The 17995-nt window shown below is 30.6% G+C and carries 8 protein-coding genes and 7 pseudogenes; 3 read left to right on the top strand and 12 right to left on the bottom strand.

The genetic code is table 11. The annotated features are described in order from the left end of the window. Positions 1 to 642: 642 nt before the first annotated feature. The 3 pseudogenes from ILS93_RS23570 to ILS93_RS23560 all read right to left on the bottom strand — a co-directional run. A pseudogene (locus ILS93_RS23570) lies at positions 643 to 1554 on the bottom strand (Rpn family recombination-promoting nuclease/putative transposase). A gap of 129 nt (positions 1555 to 1683) precedes the next feature. After that, positions 1684 to 2974: pseudogene (locus tag ILS93_RS23565) on the bottom strand (DUF3854 domain-containing protein). A gap of 13 nt (positions 2975 to 2987) precedes the next feature. Next, a pseudogene (locus tag ILS93_RS23560) lies at positions 2988 to 3242 on the bottom strand (LPD1 domain-containing protein); the annotation flags it as partial. A 661-nt stretch (positions 3243 to 3903) separates the two neighbouring features. Between ILS93_RS23560 and ILS93_RS23555 the strand changes: the two are divergent. Continuing rightward, positions 3904 to 4041 (top strand): DUF3956 domain-containing protein, encoded by a 138-nt coding sequence (locus ILS93_RS23555; protein WP_222661417.1) that lies wholly within the window; start codon positions 3904 to 3906, stop codon positions 4039 to 4041. A 145-nt stretch (positions 4042 to 4186) separates the two neighbouring features. Here the strand turns inward: ILS93_RS23555 and ILS93_RS23550 are convergent, their stop codons facing one another. Together ILS93_RS23550 and ILS93_RS23545 are read right to left on the bottom strand one after the other, a co-directional pair. Further along, positions 4187 to 4378 carry a hypothetical protein gene (locus tag ILS93_RS23550; protein WP_222661414.1) on the bottom strand — a complete coding sequence of 64 codons (192 nt, stop codon included), beginning with the start codon at positions 4376 to 4378 and terminating at the stop codon, positions 4187 to 4189. A gap of 571 nt (positions 4379 to 4949) precedes the next feature. Then, a complete protein-coding gene (locus ILS93_RS23545; protein WP_016135680.1) occupies positions 4950 to 5228 on the bottom strand; it encodes a hypothetical protein in 279 nt (92 codons plus the stop codon). A gap of 705 nt (positions 5229 to 5933) precedes the next feature. Between ILS93_RS23545 and ILS93_RS23540 the strand changes: the two genes are divergently transcribed. Then, complete coding sequence (locus ILS93_RS23540) at positions 5934 to 6074, top strand: hypothetical protein (RefSeq protein ID WP_081257122.1); 141 nt, start codon at positions 5934 to 5936, stop codon at positions 6072 to 6074. Between the two features lie 1304 nt (positions 6075 to 7378). Here ILS93_RS23540 and ILS93_RS28795 read toward each other — a convergent pair. The 4 genes and pseudogenes from ILS93_RS28795 to ILS93_RS23525 all read right to left on the bottom strand — a co-directional run bounded on the left by ILS93_RS28795 (position 7379) and on the right by ILS93_RS23525 (position 11713). Then, positions 7379 to 7660 (bottom strand): annotated as a pseudogene (locus ILS93_RS28795) (hypothetical protein). 955 nt (positions 7661 to 8615) lie between these two features. Further along, positions 8616 to 9389 (bottom strand): YrrS family protein, encoded by a 774-nt coding sequence (locus ILS93_RS23535; protein ID WP_064474253.1) that lies wholly within the window; start codon positions 9387 to 9389, stop codon positions 8616 to 8618. A gap of 236 nt (positions 9390 to 9625) precedes the next feature. Then, positions 9626 to 10012 (bottom strand): sodium:proton symporter, encoded by a 387-nt coding sequence (locus ILS93_RS23530; RefSeq protein WP_222661546.1) that lies wholly within the window; start codon positions 10010 to 10012, stop codon positions 9626 to 9628. 1353 nt (positions 10013 to 11365) lie between these two features. After that, complete coding sequence (locus ILS93_RS23525; RefSeq protein WP_088060755.1) at positions 11366 to 11713, bottom strand: LCI fold-containing protein; 348 nt, start codon at positions 11711 to 11713, stop codon at positions 11366 to 11368. A 401-nt stretch (positions 11714 to 12114) separates the two neighbouring features. Between ILS93_RS23525 and ILS93_RS23520 the strand changes: the two genes are divergently transcribed. Then, complete coding sequence (locus ILS93_RS23520; RefSeq protein ID WP_088047580.1) at positions 12115 to 12225, top strand: YjcZ family sporulation protein; 111 nt, start codon at positions 12115 to 12117, stop codon at positions 12223 to 12225. Positions 12226 to 12247: 22 nt separating this feature from the next. Here ILS93_RS23520 and ILS93_RS23515 read toward each other — a convergent pair. The 3 pseudogenes from ILS93_RS23515 to ILS93_RS23505 form a co-directional block, all read right to left on the bottom strand. Further along, positions 12248 to 12985, bottom strand: a pseudogene (locus ILS93_RS23515) (DUF7225 domain-containing protein). Positions 12986 to 13321: 336 nt separating this feature from the next. Next, positions 13322 to 13951, bottom strand: a pseudogene (locus ILS93_RS23510) (hypothetical protein); the annotation flags it as partial. A gap of 19 nt (positions 13952 to 13970) precedes the next feature. Beyond that, positions 13971 to 14923: pseudogene (locus tag ILS93_RS23505) on the bottom strand (hypothetical protein). Positions 14924 to 17995: the final 3072 nt, after the last annotated feature.

Here is a 17995-nt window from a genome sequence, read left to right as displayed (position 1 = left end):
TTAGCTTTTGCTAACTGCTCTTTAATTTGTAAAAGGCACACAATTAAATGGGCACTCATAGAATATTCTGTGTTCCTTTCTATATAAAATAGTCGTTACAAAATGGATCTCGTCACGAGAGCACTTTATTTAGTGCTCTTTTTTACATAATAGTTTCAGACCACTTGGACACATTTACCAATTTATTTACCGCTAAATCCATGTTAAAATCACCTGTGAGTACGACATAACTCAGTCTTATGAAGCCCTGTAATATTTTCTACGGGGCTTCTTTTTTTCAACAAGCCGTTAGTTAAGTATGTTGAGTAGCTTAATTTATAAAATCACTTTTTTGATACATTTATGAAACATTCATGTGCTATCTTCAGTACATTCTTTTCTTTTTTAATGTCGTGTGAGATATACCATGACTTGAAGCCCTAGCCCCATAATCCTAGGGCTTCTTCATTTAAATAAGGATTTTGTTTAAATTCACCTTAATTCCCATCATTATTTCTCAATATTTAAACTCCTTTATAGGTTAGAGGGAATACTAAAGCAAGAAAAGATAGAATTATAATCACAAATGGACAACAATCAAAAAGAATAAAAAAAACAGGTAATTGTTTGTAATCACAATTACCTGTTTTAAATCGTTTGTATTTACTCTTTATGTTTTAAAATTTCATTAACCTCTTCCACACTTAATTCAGTGGCTTCTGATATCTTCTCTATAGGTACACCAGCTTTAATTAAATTATGAATCATCTCTATCTTAGTGGCTGTTCTAGCTTCTTTTGCAGCTTGTTTCGCGGCTTTTTCTTCTGCCGTCTCTATTTCTGATATTCTATCTTTGATTGCCTTCTCTCTAGCCTCATATAAGCGTAAAAAGTCCTTATCACTACTTAAACGCTCCCAATCTTCTATTGCCTTTTTCAAAACTGGATTTTTTTCCATCGCGATTCCCTCCAGGATTGTTGTTAATTTCTCATCTTCATATGCAGGAAATAGTAATAGTCAACGTGCTAATATATCATCCCATGGATCCATTCGATCTTCTTGCCATTCTCGAATTACTTTTGGAATCTCAAGAAAGTGCAATTGCATATTCTCTGAAATTATGTGTTCTGATTTTTTGTTCATGACTACACCGATATTATGAAAGTCTTCTTCTTCTGAAAACAGAATAAAATCCACTATATTAATACAAATGATTGGTCTTAATTCTGTGTACTTCATTCCCTGAATCATTTGAGAATAATACATGCCAGCCCAGTAGAACAAAGATCGCTCGATCATGTCTTTTTTGTCGCGAACTTGTATCTCTATATTTATTTTTATACCATTATTAAGAGTAGCTCGCAAATCTAAAATAGACAATTTATCATCCTTTTGCTCCCTTGGGAGATGTGGATCATCTAAATGCAACGAAATGATTTCCTCATCTAAAGAGGATTGTAATACCGCATTAAGAAAACCAATGAGGATATCTTCATTTCCCTCTACTCCAAACAAGCGCTTGAAAGCAAAATCAACTCGTAAATTTACTAGATTTTTTTTCATAGATGTATTCATATTCTCTTCTACCTTTCTTTTTGTTAATTTAAAACCTTTGTAGTAATTGGATATAAAAAAAGATAGAATTATAAACTCTATCTTTTTCAAACTACCTATTTATGAAAATATCAACCTAATTTATGACTATTACAGTCCCTTAAACACTGGTTTAAATCCCGCTTGCATTGTATCATCCAGACCTTTTCCTTGTGCTGGGTTCCATGCTGCAATAATTACGTTATAACCCTCTTGTTTTAACTTTGTCGCAAAGTCTATAAGAGCTTTTCTTACTTTCTTATTCTCTACTAAATCAGCATCAAACGCTAAATAAACATTTTCTACCCCCATATCCTTTAATACAGGTATAGTAATTCTCCAAGCATTTACACCAGGAATCGCAAGAACCGTTGTTCCTACTTCAGAAAGTTCCACTTTATTAAACCTCTCTGGAATCAAATCAGCAATCAGATCTGCTTTTATAGCCCCCTCTGTTATCATCACTGATTTAGTTTGATGAAGTGTACCAGAATTCCAATGTTTCAAATGAAAACTCGGTACTGCTACATGCACAGGCAGTGGATTGTCACTACCTCCTGCACCAGTTCCTTGATTTTTATTTGCTGATGAGATCCATAAATATTTTTGCCCTTTATGAATCTTTACAACAATTCGTTCCTCTTGAGATGGAATTTCTACCTTTTTGCTCACTTCTAGTTCACCTTCAAATATACAATCACCATTCTTAGTTATCTTTACAACATTAGGTTGTTCAATTATTTCTGCTTGAACTCCAGTAGGTGCCGATTTCACATGAACTGAGTTTTTCACTTCATCCACACGAACCTGCCATCCAACAATTTGATTATACTGGTTTCGAAAAGGAATCAATATACCAGGGAAGCCTGACATTAAACGAAGAGAAAGCTGACTTTTCTTCATCTCATAAAATCCCGGAATGCCCTGCCAGCAACTTTTTCTCCCAAACGGTTGTATACGTATTATTCTCTTCTAACACAATTTGTTGCTTTAAGAAAGAACGATATTGACGTACTTGTATTTGTTCCTCGCTCATTTTTCTATCTCTTATTAAATGTGCATGATGATGCACTTGCAATGGTATGAAATCTATTAACTTACGATTAAACACATTTAATTCCTCTTTGCTTTTCTTATCATGGATCTGAACTTCATCCACCTCAGGCAATTGATACTTATCTTTTCCATTTATATAGTGAATGTAGCTTGGATTGCTCGTGTTTTTTCCATAGATCCATTTACTTTCTACACGCGTACACGCTACTTTCTCTTGCGAAACATGCAGCATGCAATTTCCTGTATCATGACAAATTGGACACGGAACACGATAAAAATCCCACCAGCTACCTCTTGGATAAGCACTTGTTAAACGGAACTGTCCTTTTTGAATGTTATAATGCATAATCCCCCACCCCTTATATATTTTTTATTATGTATAGAACAACTACCTGCATTAAACTCCTTATACTTCTATTTAGATGCTTTCTTTGTTCTCCTAACAGATATACAAAAGAATATATATCACAAACTAAAAAATCGTTTTTAGGTTCTTGTTCTAGCAAAGCGGGTGCTATATATACTTCAAATGCTCTAGCAAACATCTCGTGATTTGTAGACCAATATTTTTTGATTCTCTTTTTATCTAATTTGATTGTTGTATCAAAGTATAGATACCTCAAAACCAGTATTCACTTTATGTCTCCCTAAATAATAATTTTTGCCTAATGTAATAATGGGTTTTACCAGTCAAACAGACTTTAAAACAACACAAAAAGGGATTCTTCAAGTCGATTAAAAATGTGCACAGCTAATTAAATAAGCTTTATATACACTAATCGGCTCAAAGAAGCCCTTTCAGAATTAAAACAAGACATAACTTGCTTCTACAACTCATCCACAACGCATAAGGTGTGGGAATAAACGGAATCAAATAAACAATAAATATAGTTCCATGTTAATAAATTCATACAAAAATTTCAACAACTTTATGTTTCCTTAATCCACTCCTTTCTACTTTTCAGTGAATATTTTTGTACTACCATATGTTTCTACCGTTTCAAATTACAATCCTAGTTCTTGCTCTCTTGTAATAGCTCGTGCATATCCCACCACCCCCACTAATTCTCCCCTTGATACTATCTAAAAGTTATCATATATATATATGCTATTTCAGGCTAACTTTTAGACAGACAAAAAGAACCTTTCTCTTTCGGTGTGTACATTTGTTTAAATGGGCTAATCTATTAATTTCAATAAATTCATTAATCTTACTATTACATATTATCATTTCATTCATATACTATATTAGATTGCTAGAAAGGGGGCGTAACCATGGATAGTTGCGTTGTGTTTGTAAACGGACAACCTTTTTTAGTTCTTTCAGTTGCTGGTATCGAAATTGCTAGATTAGAGATTTCTCTCCAAGTAGCATTAGCTTTAAGAGTGCTCAGAATACCAATCTGCGATTAATTAACGTACCGCTAAAGAAGAGGGCATTAGCTCTCTTTTTTTATTTTCCCCTTATCTTTTCTTAACAATAAACAAGAAGCCACCCAGATCAAGGCAGCGCCTACAATAATTGGTATACATTTAGTAAAAATCATTTATCCTCAAATTATTTATTTCTTTGCTTCCATACCCCATTCTTCTTACGACAAATACTCTTGCTATCCATGAAGTCAGATATATTACCAGGAATGCTATATTTCTTATTCTTTTTCTTAGCCTTCTTCTTCAGCCTTTTCTCTTCTTGAATAGCTTGCAAATCCACCTTCCATTGTTTCAACAAATCCTTTTCACATCGCATAGAATTTGTACCTTTTGGATTAATATGTGAACCAAATAACTAGATTCTACCTATTTATACAGATATCCTCTAGTTCAAATTCAAGTTTAACATTTACCAATTTATGGTCATCACTCTGGATACACCAACAATATATTAAAATTCCTTATATACCCTTAGGAGGTCTAAAATGCCCAACTTTCGTGCAATACTACTCATCTTAGGATTCTTTTTGTTTTATATGGATTCATCGCTCTAGCGTTATTCTTTACGGCGTAATAGCAATTCAAAAAATGTGCCCATCTTATTCAACAAAAAAGAGCATCCACGTCAGTAGATGCTAGAATATGTTAAGGGAAATTCCCCAATGAGCATTGAATAGGATATAAGCGGTTGGCTTGTCCTACACTATACTATATTATTTCTATATTAAAATGGTTCATCAAAAAGGCACCTTATACAGGTACCCTTTCATGAATGCAGGGGTAACACTAGAAGAGATGATTGTTTGGTGTTATATCATTTCTATGCCTCCCTAATATTTAATGTGTGATTTCTACATAACAAAGAAAAAGGCATCCGTATTGGATGCTTAATGTATACTAATATTAATATTGAATAACTTCATTGATAGGCTTTCTAGAACAATAAATATACTAGCTGAAACTGATCTATATCCGATATTCTTTCCTGTAACATTAATAGTAATCTCCTCTAAATGGGTTTTCACATCGTCTTTTTCAAAAATTTTGTCTTCAACCTTTTCAACTATTGCTACGTTATCGACTTCTTTAAAAGTTTTCAGTAATTTTGCTTCTAATAAAATAAAATCAAAATTTTCATCTTTAACCACATTAAATTTAATTTTCACTTTTCTTTCCCCATTTTTAACTAGTTAATATATTAACATCGATATAATTATATATACTTGTATCAAATAATTCAAAAAATATGTTTTATTAACTTACTCATTGTTTTCCTATCTAATAGAGAGAAAAATAAATACAATCGGAAAAACTTCTTCTAAGGTTACTGCAACCTTCTCCAAACCATCGTATCATGAAATTTTTCAGCTCATATTAGCTACGCGCTTTACGTTCGGTACTTAAGAAAAGACTAAGAATCTTCTCGTTTATACTCTGTAGAGTCGGTCAATACTTCAGCTGACCGATCTTGTGCTGACCAATCACGTTTGCATAATGTTTAATTTATATCCAAGAGGTATATCTTTCTTCCGATGCCTTATTTGAAGCAATACACATGGAGAACTGAGGGAGCTCTGTCTATATTAGCTCAAACAAAGAGCGACACCCCTTGCCCAACGAAAAATGTGAATAATTCATTAAAAGTGTAAATCACATCGTCCAAATTGATGAAGTGAAGCCTATTTTAATATTTGTTTATTATCCAGACACGCGTAACCTTTCAATCATGAACAACCACCCCATTCCATTTCCAGAAACAAATGACAAAGAATAATAGAATTGTATTCACTTAAAAGGATTATTTCATTAAATTTCTACAAAACGGTAATTAATGTATATTTAAATTATTCAAATATTAGGTTGTGATGCAAATGATTGAAACAATCCGAATTGCTCTTTTCACTCTTGTAGGAATAAGTGCCATATTTTCTGTAATCAAAGAATTTCAAAAACCAGAAAAAAGAAAGTTTTGGATTACATTCAAAACTTTGATTCTGATTGGGGCAGCCTGAATGTTAATAGGACTTCTCGTGTAATCTACATAATTAGTACACACCCTTGAATAAAACTTAATATTCCGTCAATACTATATATGACATTAGATTTTCTCCTTGTTCCCCCTTGGAGAACTGAGCAGTTAGCATTTGTTAGCATTTGCTAGCTGTTCTCTTTTGATTCATCGTCACATTATGATGAAATGGTCATATATTATCTCGAAGCAAAAAACCCTAATTTATTTTTTAACATCTCACTTTTCCCTTAAAGAGCACTTTTTAAAGGTGCTCTTTTAAGGTTTACCGGAATAAATTTTAATATTTTGTCAATAATATAGATAGGTGATGACCATAACTCATTTAATAAAGTCCCTAACCTTTCTCCTTTCCCCCTTGGAGAACCAGCCGAGCAGTTAGTTTTTTAGCTGCTCTTTTATTTATGAAAAAGGATAAAATCCTTTATAATGACTCTTCTTTATTTCTCGATATAAAGCTCTTTGGATTTTTGTTAACAATCTTGTAGTGTATGAACAAAGAGTAAGGCAAGAGTTACCTCTTTGCCATTTTAGGAAAGGTCCTGTTATAGACAACAGGGCCTTTTTACATATATAGATAGTTTTGTTTAATTTTTCACCATTAATCTCAAAAAAATATCTTATAATCGTTATATACTAAATTAATTAACGGATTAGGAGTAAATCAAATGCCAGTTATACTAGAACTTATTCTTTTCATTCTTCTAGCAATTAGTGCTGTTGGCTATTTATTAAAAGAATTTCAAAAAACTAGGAAAAGAACACTTGGAATTTTACTAGAATTCTTGGTCCTTTTCTGGGCAATATGCAGAATTTCGACAATCATAATCTGATTTGTAAAACATGAATTCCTTCGAATAAAAATCAATATTATGTCCATAATGTTGATAGACTTGTATGCCAAAATCCATTTAGTTTCCTCTGTATCTCCTTGTATTGAGCAGTTAGTTTTTGCTAGCTGCTCTTTTATTTATAAAAAAAGATAAATTTTTTATAATAATACTTCTTTATTTTTCGATATAAAGAATCTTGGATTCTCGTTAACAATCTTATAGTATATAAATAAAGGGTAAGGTAAGAGTTACTCTTTGCCGTTTTAGGAAAGGTTCTGTTGGAAACAGCAGAACCTTTTTTCGTGATTTAAAGGTACTAAGGCAAAATGAAATTTTTACCATAAATATAATTATTAAATATTTTACGCCAATACATTATAATGGAATAGTTATTGTATATTGGCATTAAGAGAAGTGACCTGATTAAGGGCTTCTCTTTTTTTATAAAATAGCATTATTGCAATCTCCCTCTGTATATCTTCTTGATCTGCGCTTCAGGGAATCCCTCGTACACAGCAATTACTTCAGGAAACTGACTCAAACACATATCAATAATTATGTCATCTATAATTCTAATAAAGAACTACTTAACTTCACGCATGTAATCGTTGTGTAGGTAATAACTCCTAATCTTGCAATGACGAGCATTTGCTTTTAAGACTTCATACAGCTTGATTTTTGTTTCATCTATATCAAATATTGATAACTGCCCTTCGATCTCAACCTGTTCAATCATTTTCCCATTTCCCTTTCAAATCAAATGACATTTTATTAGGCCTACTACGCCAATCATGTATAGACAACCATATATCGAGATGTTAAAATATTATTGTGATTCTTATATAGTGTCATATACGACTTTTTCTTTGTTCATGGGGCTCTTACGTAGTAGTAAGAGCCATTTTTTTATATAAATAGCTCATTAATTTGCTGATTCGTATATATGGTTGTTAAATTATTAGTTAAGTGTTAAAATTCCTTATATGCTCCTTAGGGAGTTATCATGTAATTAACAAGAGTTTAAAAATTCTCGAATCTTAGCCCCTTAGAGCGCCCTCTAAGGGGCTGCAACAATTAAAATAATGTTTTTACATTCATGTGTTATCTTCAATACGTTTTATTCTTTTTTTATGTCGTGTGAGAGATATATTCCTCCCTAGAAGCCCTAGCCCCCTTATCCTAGTTCTTTTCCATTTCAATAATAGTTTTATACATTTTTATTCTTTTCAAAAACTATATATTAGTTATACTTAATATTCAAATTATGTTATAATGTTTTGTGAAACATCACGTGTTTCAAATACAACATTTTTTGATGGCCTCTTATCTTTCCATAAGGGGTCCTTTTTCAAATATAAAACGTCACAAAAACGGACGTTTATGTTACAAAAATCAACGAAAAACAAAGTTTAGTAAAAAATGTGTTGATATTACCTATTTTCACACGTATCTCGACGAAAAAATAACAGAAATTTTATAAATGTATAACAAAAAATAATCTATTTACCTACATAAAGTAGGCGCATAGATTATTTTTTTATAGACTTCCAAGTTTGTCCGCATCAGGATCTAACAAATGAGTCCAAGTAATTAATGTTGTCAACATAACAAAAAGAGTCCTGATTGATACGGACTCTTTTTTGAGTTTTTACAAAAGTAAACTTTTAAACACATAATTCCATTTCTATTATTTATTTTACCACCTGAACAGATTCTGGTTTCCACCCCTGATTCTCTACCCAATCAATATTAACCTTATATTTTTTATTACTTTGCTTATCTCGTACATTACCGTAGGCTTTATTATTACCATTATTCCCAATAAAATCGAAAATCAATTGGCTCTCTGGAACATCGATAGCATAAGAAATTGCTTTTTTCATCTCACTCCAATCTACTGTTCCTTCTTTAAATTTCATTTCAGGTTTTGCTCCTTGTTCTGTACCAATTGGCTTCCAAGAAGAATTAGTTTGAGAACCCTTTTCTTGAGATACCGTTTTTTCTCCCTCTTTATTTTCATTTTCGTTTTCATTCGTTTTTACCGATTTTTCTGCTTTTAGTTTCCCTTCTAACTGTGCTGCTTCTTTATCTTCACTTTTCTTCTCTTCTATCTTTGTTGCTTCTTTATCTTCATTCTTCTCTATATTTGATGTTCCTTTATCTTCACTTTTCTTCTCTTCTATCTTTGATGTTTCTTTATCTTCATTTTTCTCTATATTTGATGTTCCTTTATCTTCACTTTTCTTCTCTTCTATCTTTGATGTTTCTTTATCTTCATTTTTCTTCTCTTCTATCTTTGTTGCTTTCTTTTCTTGAGCAATTGCTTTGCTTGATGCATCTGATGGGGTAAACAACTGGTATGTCACTATACCAACTGTCACTAATATCAAAGTAAATGCAATATTAAAAATCGCCTTTTGACGACGATTCTGTTGTTTTTCTTGAAACCTGCTTGCTTGTCCCATTCTTTAAACCTCCGTGTTTATTTTCTCCTCTACTCTTTATGTATTATCCCTATAATTCTTAATATTTTTATTAAATAATAGAAATGAACTACACTTTCCATACAGGATTTCATATCATAATAAGATTTGTTTTTTTCAAGCATCTGACATATATTATTCAAAATAGTTTAATACATTAAAAATTGATAAGCCTCGGCACTTAAGAAACCTTTAATTTTATTCAAAGGTGATTCCAATTACATCCATATTAGATCCTCTGTAGAAAGCTTTTTAACAATTAAACCTCTTCTTCCCTTATTTATAATTTTTAAATTAAATTTCCCTCTATGGTATAATAAAGATGTTTCGTTTTCTAATGGGGTATGTCGTAAAATCAAAAGAGATTTTATCTCTTTTGCCTTCTTTTCAGAGTAACTTTCACCACTAGGAAATTCTATTATTCCTAATGTAATCTTTAATTCGCTATCCTCATAAAGCCACTCCTTATTAAGTTCCCTTATCTTTTGTATAAAGCTTCTTTTGGTTTTTCCTATATAGAGCAATGTTATATTCTTAGCATCTACTCTAGAGATTGTAAATATCCCCTTCTTAGAAGCTTCTTCTCTATTATAAAAATCATTTATACTATATAATCCATACTATTTAATATGTACTGTTTCTATGAATCTCACCTCATTTTTAGACAATATTATAATTTCTGAATGTTCAAATTATTATAGGTACATAGTCTTGATTACTTGAATTATAAATTGTGCTTTTCAATAATACATTTTATTATTACTAATTTCAATATATAGTTTAATTACAAATCTATATAAACAACAAAGTAATGTCGTACCTAATATTTTATTTTTCACGATATTAAATTATCGTGAAAAAAGATAGAGCGTTATGGAATAAAATATAATGTGTATGTACGTACATTTCTTTTAAAAGAAATTTTGTAGTTTGCAACTGAATTACAAAAAAATATAGATTTTTAGAAACTAAATTGTTAAAAAGGACTACATAGTTTAGTAACCCTTTTTAAGTCCAGAAATCTGTATGATTGATGTTTTTACCTGTTAACCTCCGTAATGCATTAATAAGTTTGTTTGGATTTTTAAATGAACAAAAAATTCATCTTACAAATAATGTAATAACAATTTAAGTACAGCCTCTGTTTTAGGACTCCTGATTGGTATTTTTGTTAGTGGTATTATTATATTCACGTTTTAAGATATGACCCCCGTATTAAATGGGATTGTAGCAGGAGTAATGGGAAGATCAATGGGCGTAATGATCGATATTAAGATACCTTAACCCGAATTGTATATCATTGTAATACTATTAATGATATTGTTTATAGCCACTTGGGTTACCATGAATCTATAAATTCGTAGTCAACCTGTAGAGTAGAATCTACTTCCTTATTTTTAGGTGTCTTCACTGCTGTCATTCTCTTGTTAATCGTAATTCTCAATATAAGAAATTTAAAAATATACTATTATTTAAATGCAAAATTCCTTTTGTGCAATGAGAAAGTAATATCCAACCTAAAACCCACCTATTTTCGTAGATGAGTCTTATCTTTATTACACAATACCCAATTATACTCTCCTTTTTATAAACCTTATGCAATTATACATATTCGTAAATATTACACCAAATAAATATTACATATAGTAAAATAAAAATGTGAATACATTCTATAAAACAGATTCTTTTTATAGGCGTAACATATCAATTATTATAGAAGGTGTGGCGTCACTCTAATACCGATCTCAAATCTCTTGTATTTTGTAAACTAACAATCTGGTGTATATAGACGATTCTGTTTTATAGGATATGTTTATAGGTATAACAAAGGGATAATACGGATAAGTTTATATTAAATGAACGTGGTTCAAGTCGGAGGAAGGCACCTTAGGGTGTCTTTTTCTATAGATTTCCATAAATAAAAAGCCCTGAAATATTAGGGCTTTTTATTTAAATTATTAATATTGTCTACCTTCATAATGTCCATATTTACCGCCACCTGGTGCATCTCCAACTACACCTTTAAAATACCACTTAATTCTTCGATTTGTATCCTCAAAAGAGTTGGCAAAATAACCATCTCGACTAAGAAATTTATAAGTTTTATATACGTCTCTGTCCCTATCATGTGTGAACCAGAAATCATATTCAGAATTATAATAATATGTTGTGTTTTCTAATGCTGCGATTGATGGTGCCATTTTATTTGTGTTCTCTACACCTTCTGTACTCGCTGACGCAGCCCCAATTCCTCCTGTTAATGCAATACCAGTTGCTAATGCTCCAACTACTAATTTCTTGAACATAATAAATCCCCCTTAATATTTTTTATAACTTGCATCTTAAATGTAACACTTTTGTTATTTTTGTAAATATTTTGAATATACATAAAAATCCATTCGAATCTTGTCAATATTGGTAATATACTTTATAAAATGGAAAATAGAGGGGTTTATGATGATATGTAATAATGCATGTTCATTTAGAAAAAAATCGTGATAAAATCTAAGCACCTGTTCTATTTTTTCAGTTATCTTAAAAACTTACTTCTTATTTCCCAAAATGGGAGGCGCTTTTTAGCGTCTTTTTTTTATTTTCAAAAGGACCTGCTCAATCTATTCATAAAATCATAAAGTAAGTTGAATCCATTAAGAACCATGAAATGAACCCTAGTTTTACCTTCTGATTTAAAGGAGGGACTATTGTTATGGGATATGGTGGTAGTTGTGGCGAAGCCTGCGGTTTCGCTGGAGGATTTGCTTTATTAGTTGTATTGTTTATTTTATTAATCATTATCGGATGCAGTTGCTTCTGCTAAAAAACTATTGAGAAAGACACTCTTATAAGAGTGTCTTTCCTGCTCTTTTTAAAGATTTAATATCGATCTCGTATTTATTCCCATATGTTCTACACGATGGGATTTCTTCCTTTGCCGCATAAAATAACAAATTTAAGTCGTCATCTGTGTACTGAACTACGAATAAATCATCGAATTGATCAAATGTATTTTGATTGATTCTAATAAAACCATTATCTTGGGCAGTTGTTTTAACACTTATTCTTCTTCCTGCTTTTATAACATCATATCCATGCTGATTGGTCATTTTTGATAACTCTCCATTTGTGTGAAGGACACAAAAGAATTCACCTAAACGACCTATAAGATGTCTCACTTCAGTTGCCTTTCATCCAAGGACATTGATTTCATATCGTAGCATTTCAAAATATGATTCATATAACTTTTTTATTTGTGAGATTCCTATTGTATTTTTATCTTTATCTTTATAGAGATGAAGTTGACCATTAACCCACTCACCTACAACAGATTCATAATCCGCCCCTTTAGGTTTGTGAAAAACTAGTCCCGTATAAGGACAGTTTTCACTAAGATATCTATACATAAATCTGTTTATATATATAAACAGATTTTTATTAGAAACCCTTCCTTTATTGTAACGGTTATAACAATAATCAGCAGGAATAATACTCCCTGGATTTGTATTGAATTTTGTTTTTAATCTGTCTTGTATTTCTGCGGATGTTAAAATATCACCTATTTTTCCTTCAAAAACTTCTATAAATTACTCATAAATAGTCAATGTAGTCCTTTCTCCATGCTTATCAGTATTTTTATCCATAGTGCAACCTTCATTCTATAATTTGATCCGATTATAGATTAACATGACTGATGTTTTTAAATTTATTATTTCTATGAAATTATCTATATAAAATTTACATTAAACCACTTAAAGTTCATAGACTAATAGAGTACAATATAAATTGGGTGGAAATCCAGATATATTTGTGAGGTAAGAAAAGTCTTATGTAAATCGGGAGAGGCACTTCAAAATGGGTGCCTTTTTCTGTGTTTGTACAAAGAAAGCTACATTAGGAAACACAATTAATTAATAAAAGTAGGCTAATTTGTACTGTTTTTTTATAATAGGTGCTTTTGGGGTTTCCTCTTGAATAGACTTACACTTTTGTTTGTTTTTATATAATTTTGAATTAGAGGGAGGCTCACTGTTTCTATCTTCCTCTAATTCACTTGAAATTTCCTCTTCTTCCTCATCAGAAGGAACGTCAGGCAGTTTTGTTTGTTGCGGCGCCTGACTTGCTCCTACGATTTCTGCTACATTTTTAATATCCGATTCCTGCAGCAGCTGAGGGATGACTTTATTATCAAGATCAATTTTACGAGAGTTAAAAATGTCATAGATACCTAGATAAATCAATTTCGCCAAAAACTCATCATCATTTTCACGCTCTGTAAATACCACAATACGAATATCCCGATTAAAGCGAATATCTCTTAGTTTTTGTAAGATAATCAATTCACGTTTCTCTTCATGTCCCGCATCAATATTTAATCGTTTGTCATTAATACATAGAATATTGGGCTGTTCCATATCTAGAATTTCATCTAGGTACTTGATGTGCATCACATCACTATCAGCTAATTCAAATCCCGCACCAATAAAATCCTCACGTAAATATGCCGTATATACAGTATCACTAATAGCTAAAACGATTTTTTTCAACATAGTTAACCTCCTACAAACTCTAACGTTGGATTAATATCATATTTTCAATTGGAATCTGTGCCTGAAGATGAACCTTCCCAATAATCTCATTCAGAATATACTCGATTTCAACTTGTTCCATTGGACGTGGAGCCCCAAAATTTGAATTTAATTTTACTCGTATTTCTAATCAATCTTGTATCTCATGTAAAGGTGTATCAAGATAAAGAATGCTGTAGTATAAAACACCATCTTCAATATTTTTTTGAATCATATTCTTTGTTTGATAAATAAATATAACCTCAGCAACCTCAATAAAAGGGTCGTCAATTGTTACTTTACTATTCCAATTTAGATTCCAGATCTCACAATGCTCTTCTGCATGCACAACAACTCCATTAATTGAAGACGTAATAGCAAAAAGAAGATCTACAGGAGCTTTGGTTAACGAGGTAATATCACCTTTCTCTAATTCAAAACCTTTTTCCAATCGCTCATGTTCAAAAGCACATTCAGCACCAGCGAATGCGATTTCACAGAATACTCGTTCTAGTAATGGATGAATCCCCTCATATGTTCGTACGGCAAACACACAAAACTCCTGTGTTTCATCTGTTCGAATGATTTCGTATAATTCAAATTCAGATGCATTTGCTAAGGCAAAGGAATATCTTTTATAAAGTTAGGATCAGTATATAAAGTGTCTGGAATTTGTGTTTCAGGATGATGTATAAACTCTAGGCAAAGATGATACCCTTTTAAAAACGCATTCTTAGCTGCTGCTGGGAATAAAGTTTCAAAACGTTTTACATTATTTTTAAATTTTTGTTCTTCAACTTCGTTATTAAATTCTCTTTCTTGTAAGATATTCGTTCTATTACCTAACTGCAAAAAGTAATGATTAATCATCCGATTAATACTTTCCTCAAATGTTGTATTATCCTCACAATACTTTGTAAATCTCTTTTTACTCAGGTTTATAATTTCATTCATAGTCTGGATTCTCCCTCTCAAATGTTATATATACAAAAAAAAGACACACCAATGGCAGGTTATGTGCCTTCGGTGTGTCCGTTTAGCTAGTAATTAAATCTACTAATTTGCATATTAATCTTGAATAATTGTTATTCACAAATAAGAATAAAGCTATAATTTTTAAAAGTCAATAGCTTTATTGCATCCTTGTGCACATATAACTATTCCTCTTTCTCTATACTTCCATGTATCTAAACTCAAAAATACAGTTAATTACACAAACTTCTATATTATTCAAACAATTTTTAGAATAATACAATGTACAGAAGATTATTTACTAGGAATCTGCGATTATTATAACAAAATCTCGTAATTTTATTTACGATTAAATTTTTAAAACTACTTAACATACAATCGTCCTCATATTAATATTATGTAAACAATAAAAACCCATTTTATTAAGTACACTCACATTCATATATAAACAGACATTAATATACAAAGAAAAATCCAAGGAGAATTGTTAATTTCATATCAACATTTTAATAGAATAAGTATATATATTAGATAGCATTAAAATCTTATAAGATACACTTCTTAACAGGAAAAATTATAAATAACCATCTATTAATAGCAATATACATTTAGATTTTTATCATCTTCATGTAGAAAAACTATTACATTTCAATAAACCCTCTTAACAGACCACTATATTCAAAAGATTACTTCAAGAGATCTGGAGCTTTCATAAAAACACTATAATCTTTATATATTATTCAACTTTCGAAATTCCATTATCTCTGTTATTGATGTCATATGAACAAGAAAATCCATTTCGCACCCTAAACTCACATTGACATATCAACTCACATTGACATGTCAAACGAAAATAAAAAAGAAATGTTAATTTTATATCAACAGTTTTTATGCAATAAATACAAATACTCATTAATAATTTAAAAATACGTTTTACGGTAATATTATTCATAGCTATTAATGCTGTAATATAAACAGTTAATAAATAAATTAATTAATTACTTATTAACTAAATATAAAACTTCTAATCAAATGCAAATCTCAATCTATTAATATACTATCACATTAACATTTTATCCTTTTGGTTAACATGAAGTTAACAATAGAATATAGTAAAGTATTTAAATTCAATTTTATGTTAATAATAGTGGTGCAGATATTTGCAACAGATTCAACCAATCATTGTTTACATGTTAATTATACACACAAAATCAAGCAATTATACATTCAGATCCTTGTCACTTTCATTTAAATTAACTTTTACATGTCATTCAAATCTTTTAATGTATCACTTATTTAAATGATTACTTCAAGATGCCTGGAGCTTTTGTACAAAATACCAAGATGTTTATATACCATTTGAACTTTCAAAACTACATTATCCCTATTATTGATGTCATTTGAATAAGAAAATCCCCCTTTGAAACGCGCACTGACATTGACATATCGACTAACATTGACATGTAATCTCAGAAACTACAATATATGTTGATTTCATATCAACATCCTGGGTGCATTAACTATAAATATTTATTAACACCCCTATAGAAAAACACTTTTTTAATAGAAACATTGTTAATAGCTATCAATTCTGTAACTTGATCTTCTAATAAATTTATTAATCACTTAAATACTTATCACAAGATATAAAACTCCTAATCATGTACACAGTTCCATCTATCAATACTCTATATGAAACTATCGTATTAACATTTCATCCCTTTGGTTGACATAAAATTGACATTAGGATTTAGTAAGGTGTTTAAATATCAATCTCATGTTAAAGATAGAAGTGTAGATTTGAGGAATTATGCATTCAGATCCTCGCCACTTTCGTTTAAACTAACTTTTACATGTAAATCAAACCTTATAGCGTACTACTTATATTTAAATAATTACTTCAAGAGACCTAGAGCTTTTGTACAAAATACCATAATGTTTATATACAATTGAACTCTCAAAGCTACATTATCAATGTTATATGAACAAGAAACAACCTCTTCACAACACGTACTCACATTGACATATCAACTGGCATTAACATGTAGTACTAAGACTTAAAGTAACGTGTTAATTTCATATCAACACCTATAATGCAATAAGTATAATTACTCATTAATAACTCTATTAAAAACAGTTTATAATAGGGTATTGCTAATAGCTATTAATTCTGTAACTTGAACTTCTAATACATTAATTACCAACAAGATATAACTACCATATTTACATTTTATCCTTTTGGTTAACATGAAATTGACAATAAACTAGGGTAATGTGTTTAAATATCAATCTCATGTTAATAATAGAAGTTTAGATATTTGCAACAGAATCAGTCAATAATTAATTATATGTTAGTTCATCCGCTAAATTAAGCATTATTACAGAGTTGTTAAAAGACTTATTCGGTTAATTTGAATGAGTCTTTCTTATATTTGATCCCATATAAATAAGAACATCATCAATACAACAATAGCTAATGATAGTTCAGTTGACAAGACATTGATATTTATCCACCAAAAATCCTTACTGTGTCAATCTCACATCTCGTGTTAATATCAGTAGGGGTGAAATTTCATCCAAAATGAGTGCTTTCAACCTTTAACAACAGCTGTCTTGTTGAAAATTAAACAAATGACATCTTGTGATTGTTTGAAAATCACGAGTGTTAACACGGTGACATAAATCTATCTCAAATATTCCATACACTATTAATATCCTATTGATCGTGACATAGAGTAGGCATTAAACCTTAAAGTCGATTCACATTAATTCTAATCCTATATTCCTAGCAATATTTGTTCTCATAAAATACTGCTAATTTGGTTATATTATTACCTTTTTTTCTAGCGATTATACATTATAATTTAAATTCCCTAGCTTACATTAGTTGATTTTTCCGCACTATCATTGATTATCTCCTCATAACTTGTTTACAAAATACCTATATTTCCTTATCATTAGTATTAAGTAACGTGTTTTGTTAATCTCATGGCAACTATCAGTAATCTTGCTAACATAAAAGATAGTGTTATCCATTGATAGAACATTGCCATT

This window comes from Bacillus sp. 16GRE42, assembly GCF_019837435.1.
GTDB lineage: Bacteria > Bacillota > Bacilli > Bacillales > Bacillaceae_G > Bacillus_A > Bacillus_A wiedmannii.
This window is presented reverse-complemented; position numbering and strand designations above follow the sequence as displayed.

Bases quoted from the DNA above. Each gene is read 5' to 3' on its own strand.
- ILS93_RS23525 (WP_088060755.1), bottom strand. From the start codon at position 11,713: ATGTTCAAGAAATTAGTAGTTGGAGCATTAGCAACTGGTATTGCATTA.
- ILS93_RS23520 (WP_088047580.1), top strand. From the start codon at position 12,115: ATGGGATATGGTGGTAGTTGTGGCGAAGCCTGCGGTTTCGCTGGAGGA.
- ILS93_RS23550 (WP_222661414.1), bottom strand. From the start codon at position 4,378: ATGCGATGTGAAAAGGATTTGTTGAAACAATGGAAGGTGGATTTGCAA.
- ILS93_RS23535 (WP_064474253.1), bottom strand. From the start codon at position 9,389: ATGGGACAAGCAAGCAGGTTTCAAGAAAAACAACAGAATCGTCGTCAA.
- ILS93_RS23540 (WP_081257122.1), top strand. From the start codon at position 5,934: ATGATTGAAACAATCCGAATTGCTCTTTTCACTCTTGTAGGAATAAGT.
- ILS93_RS23555 (WP_222661417.1), top strand. From the start codon at position 3,904: ATGGATAGTTGCGTTGTGTTTGTAAACGGACAACCTTTTTTAGTTCTT.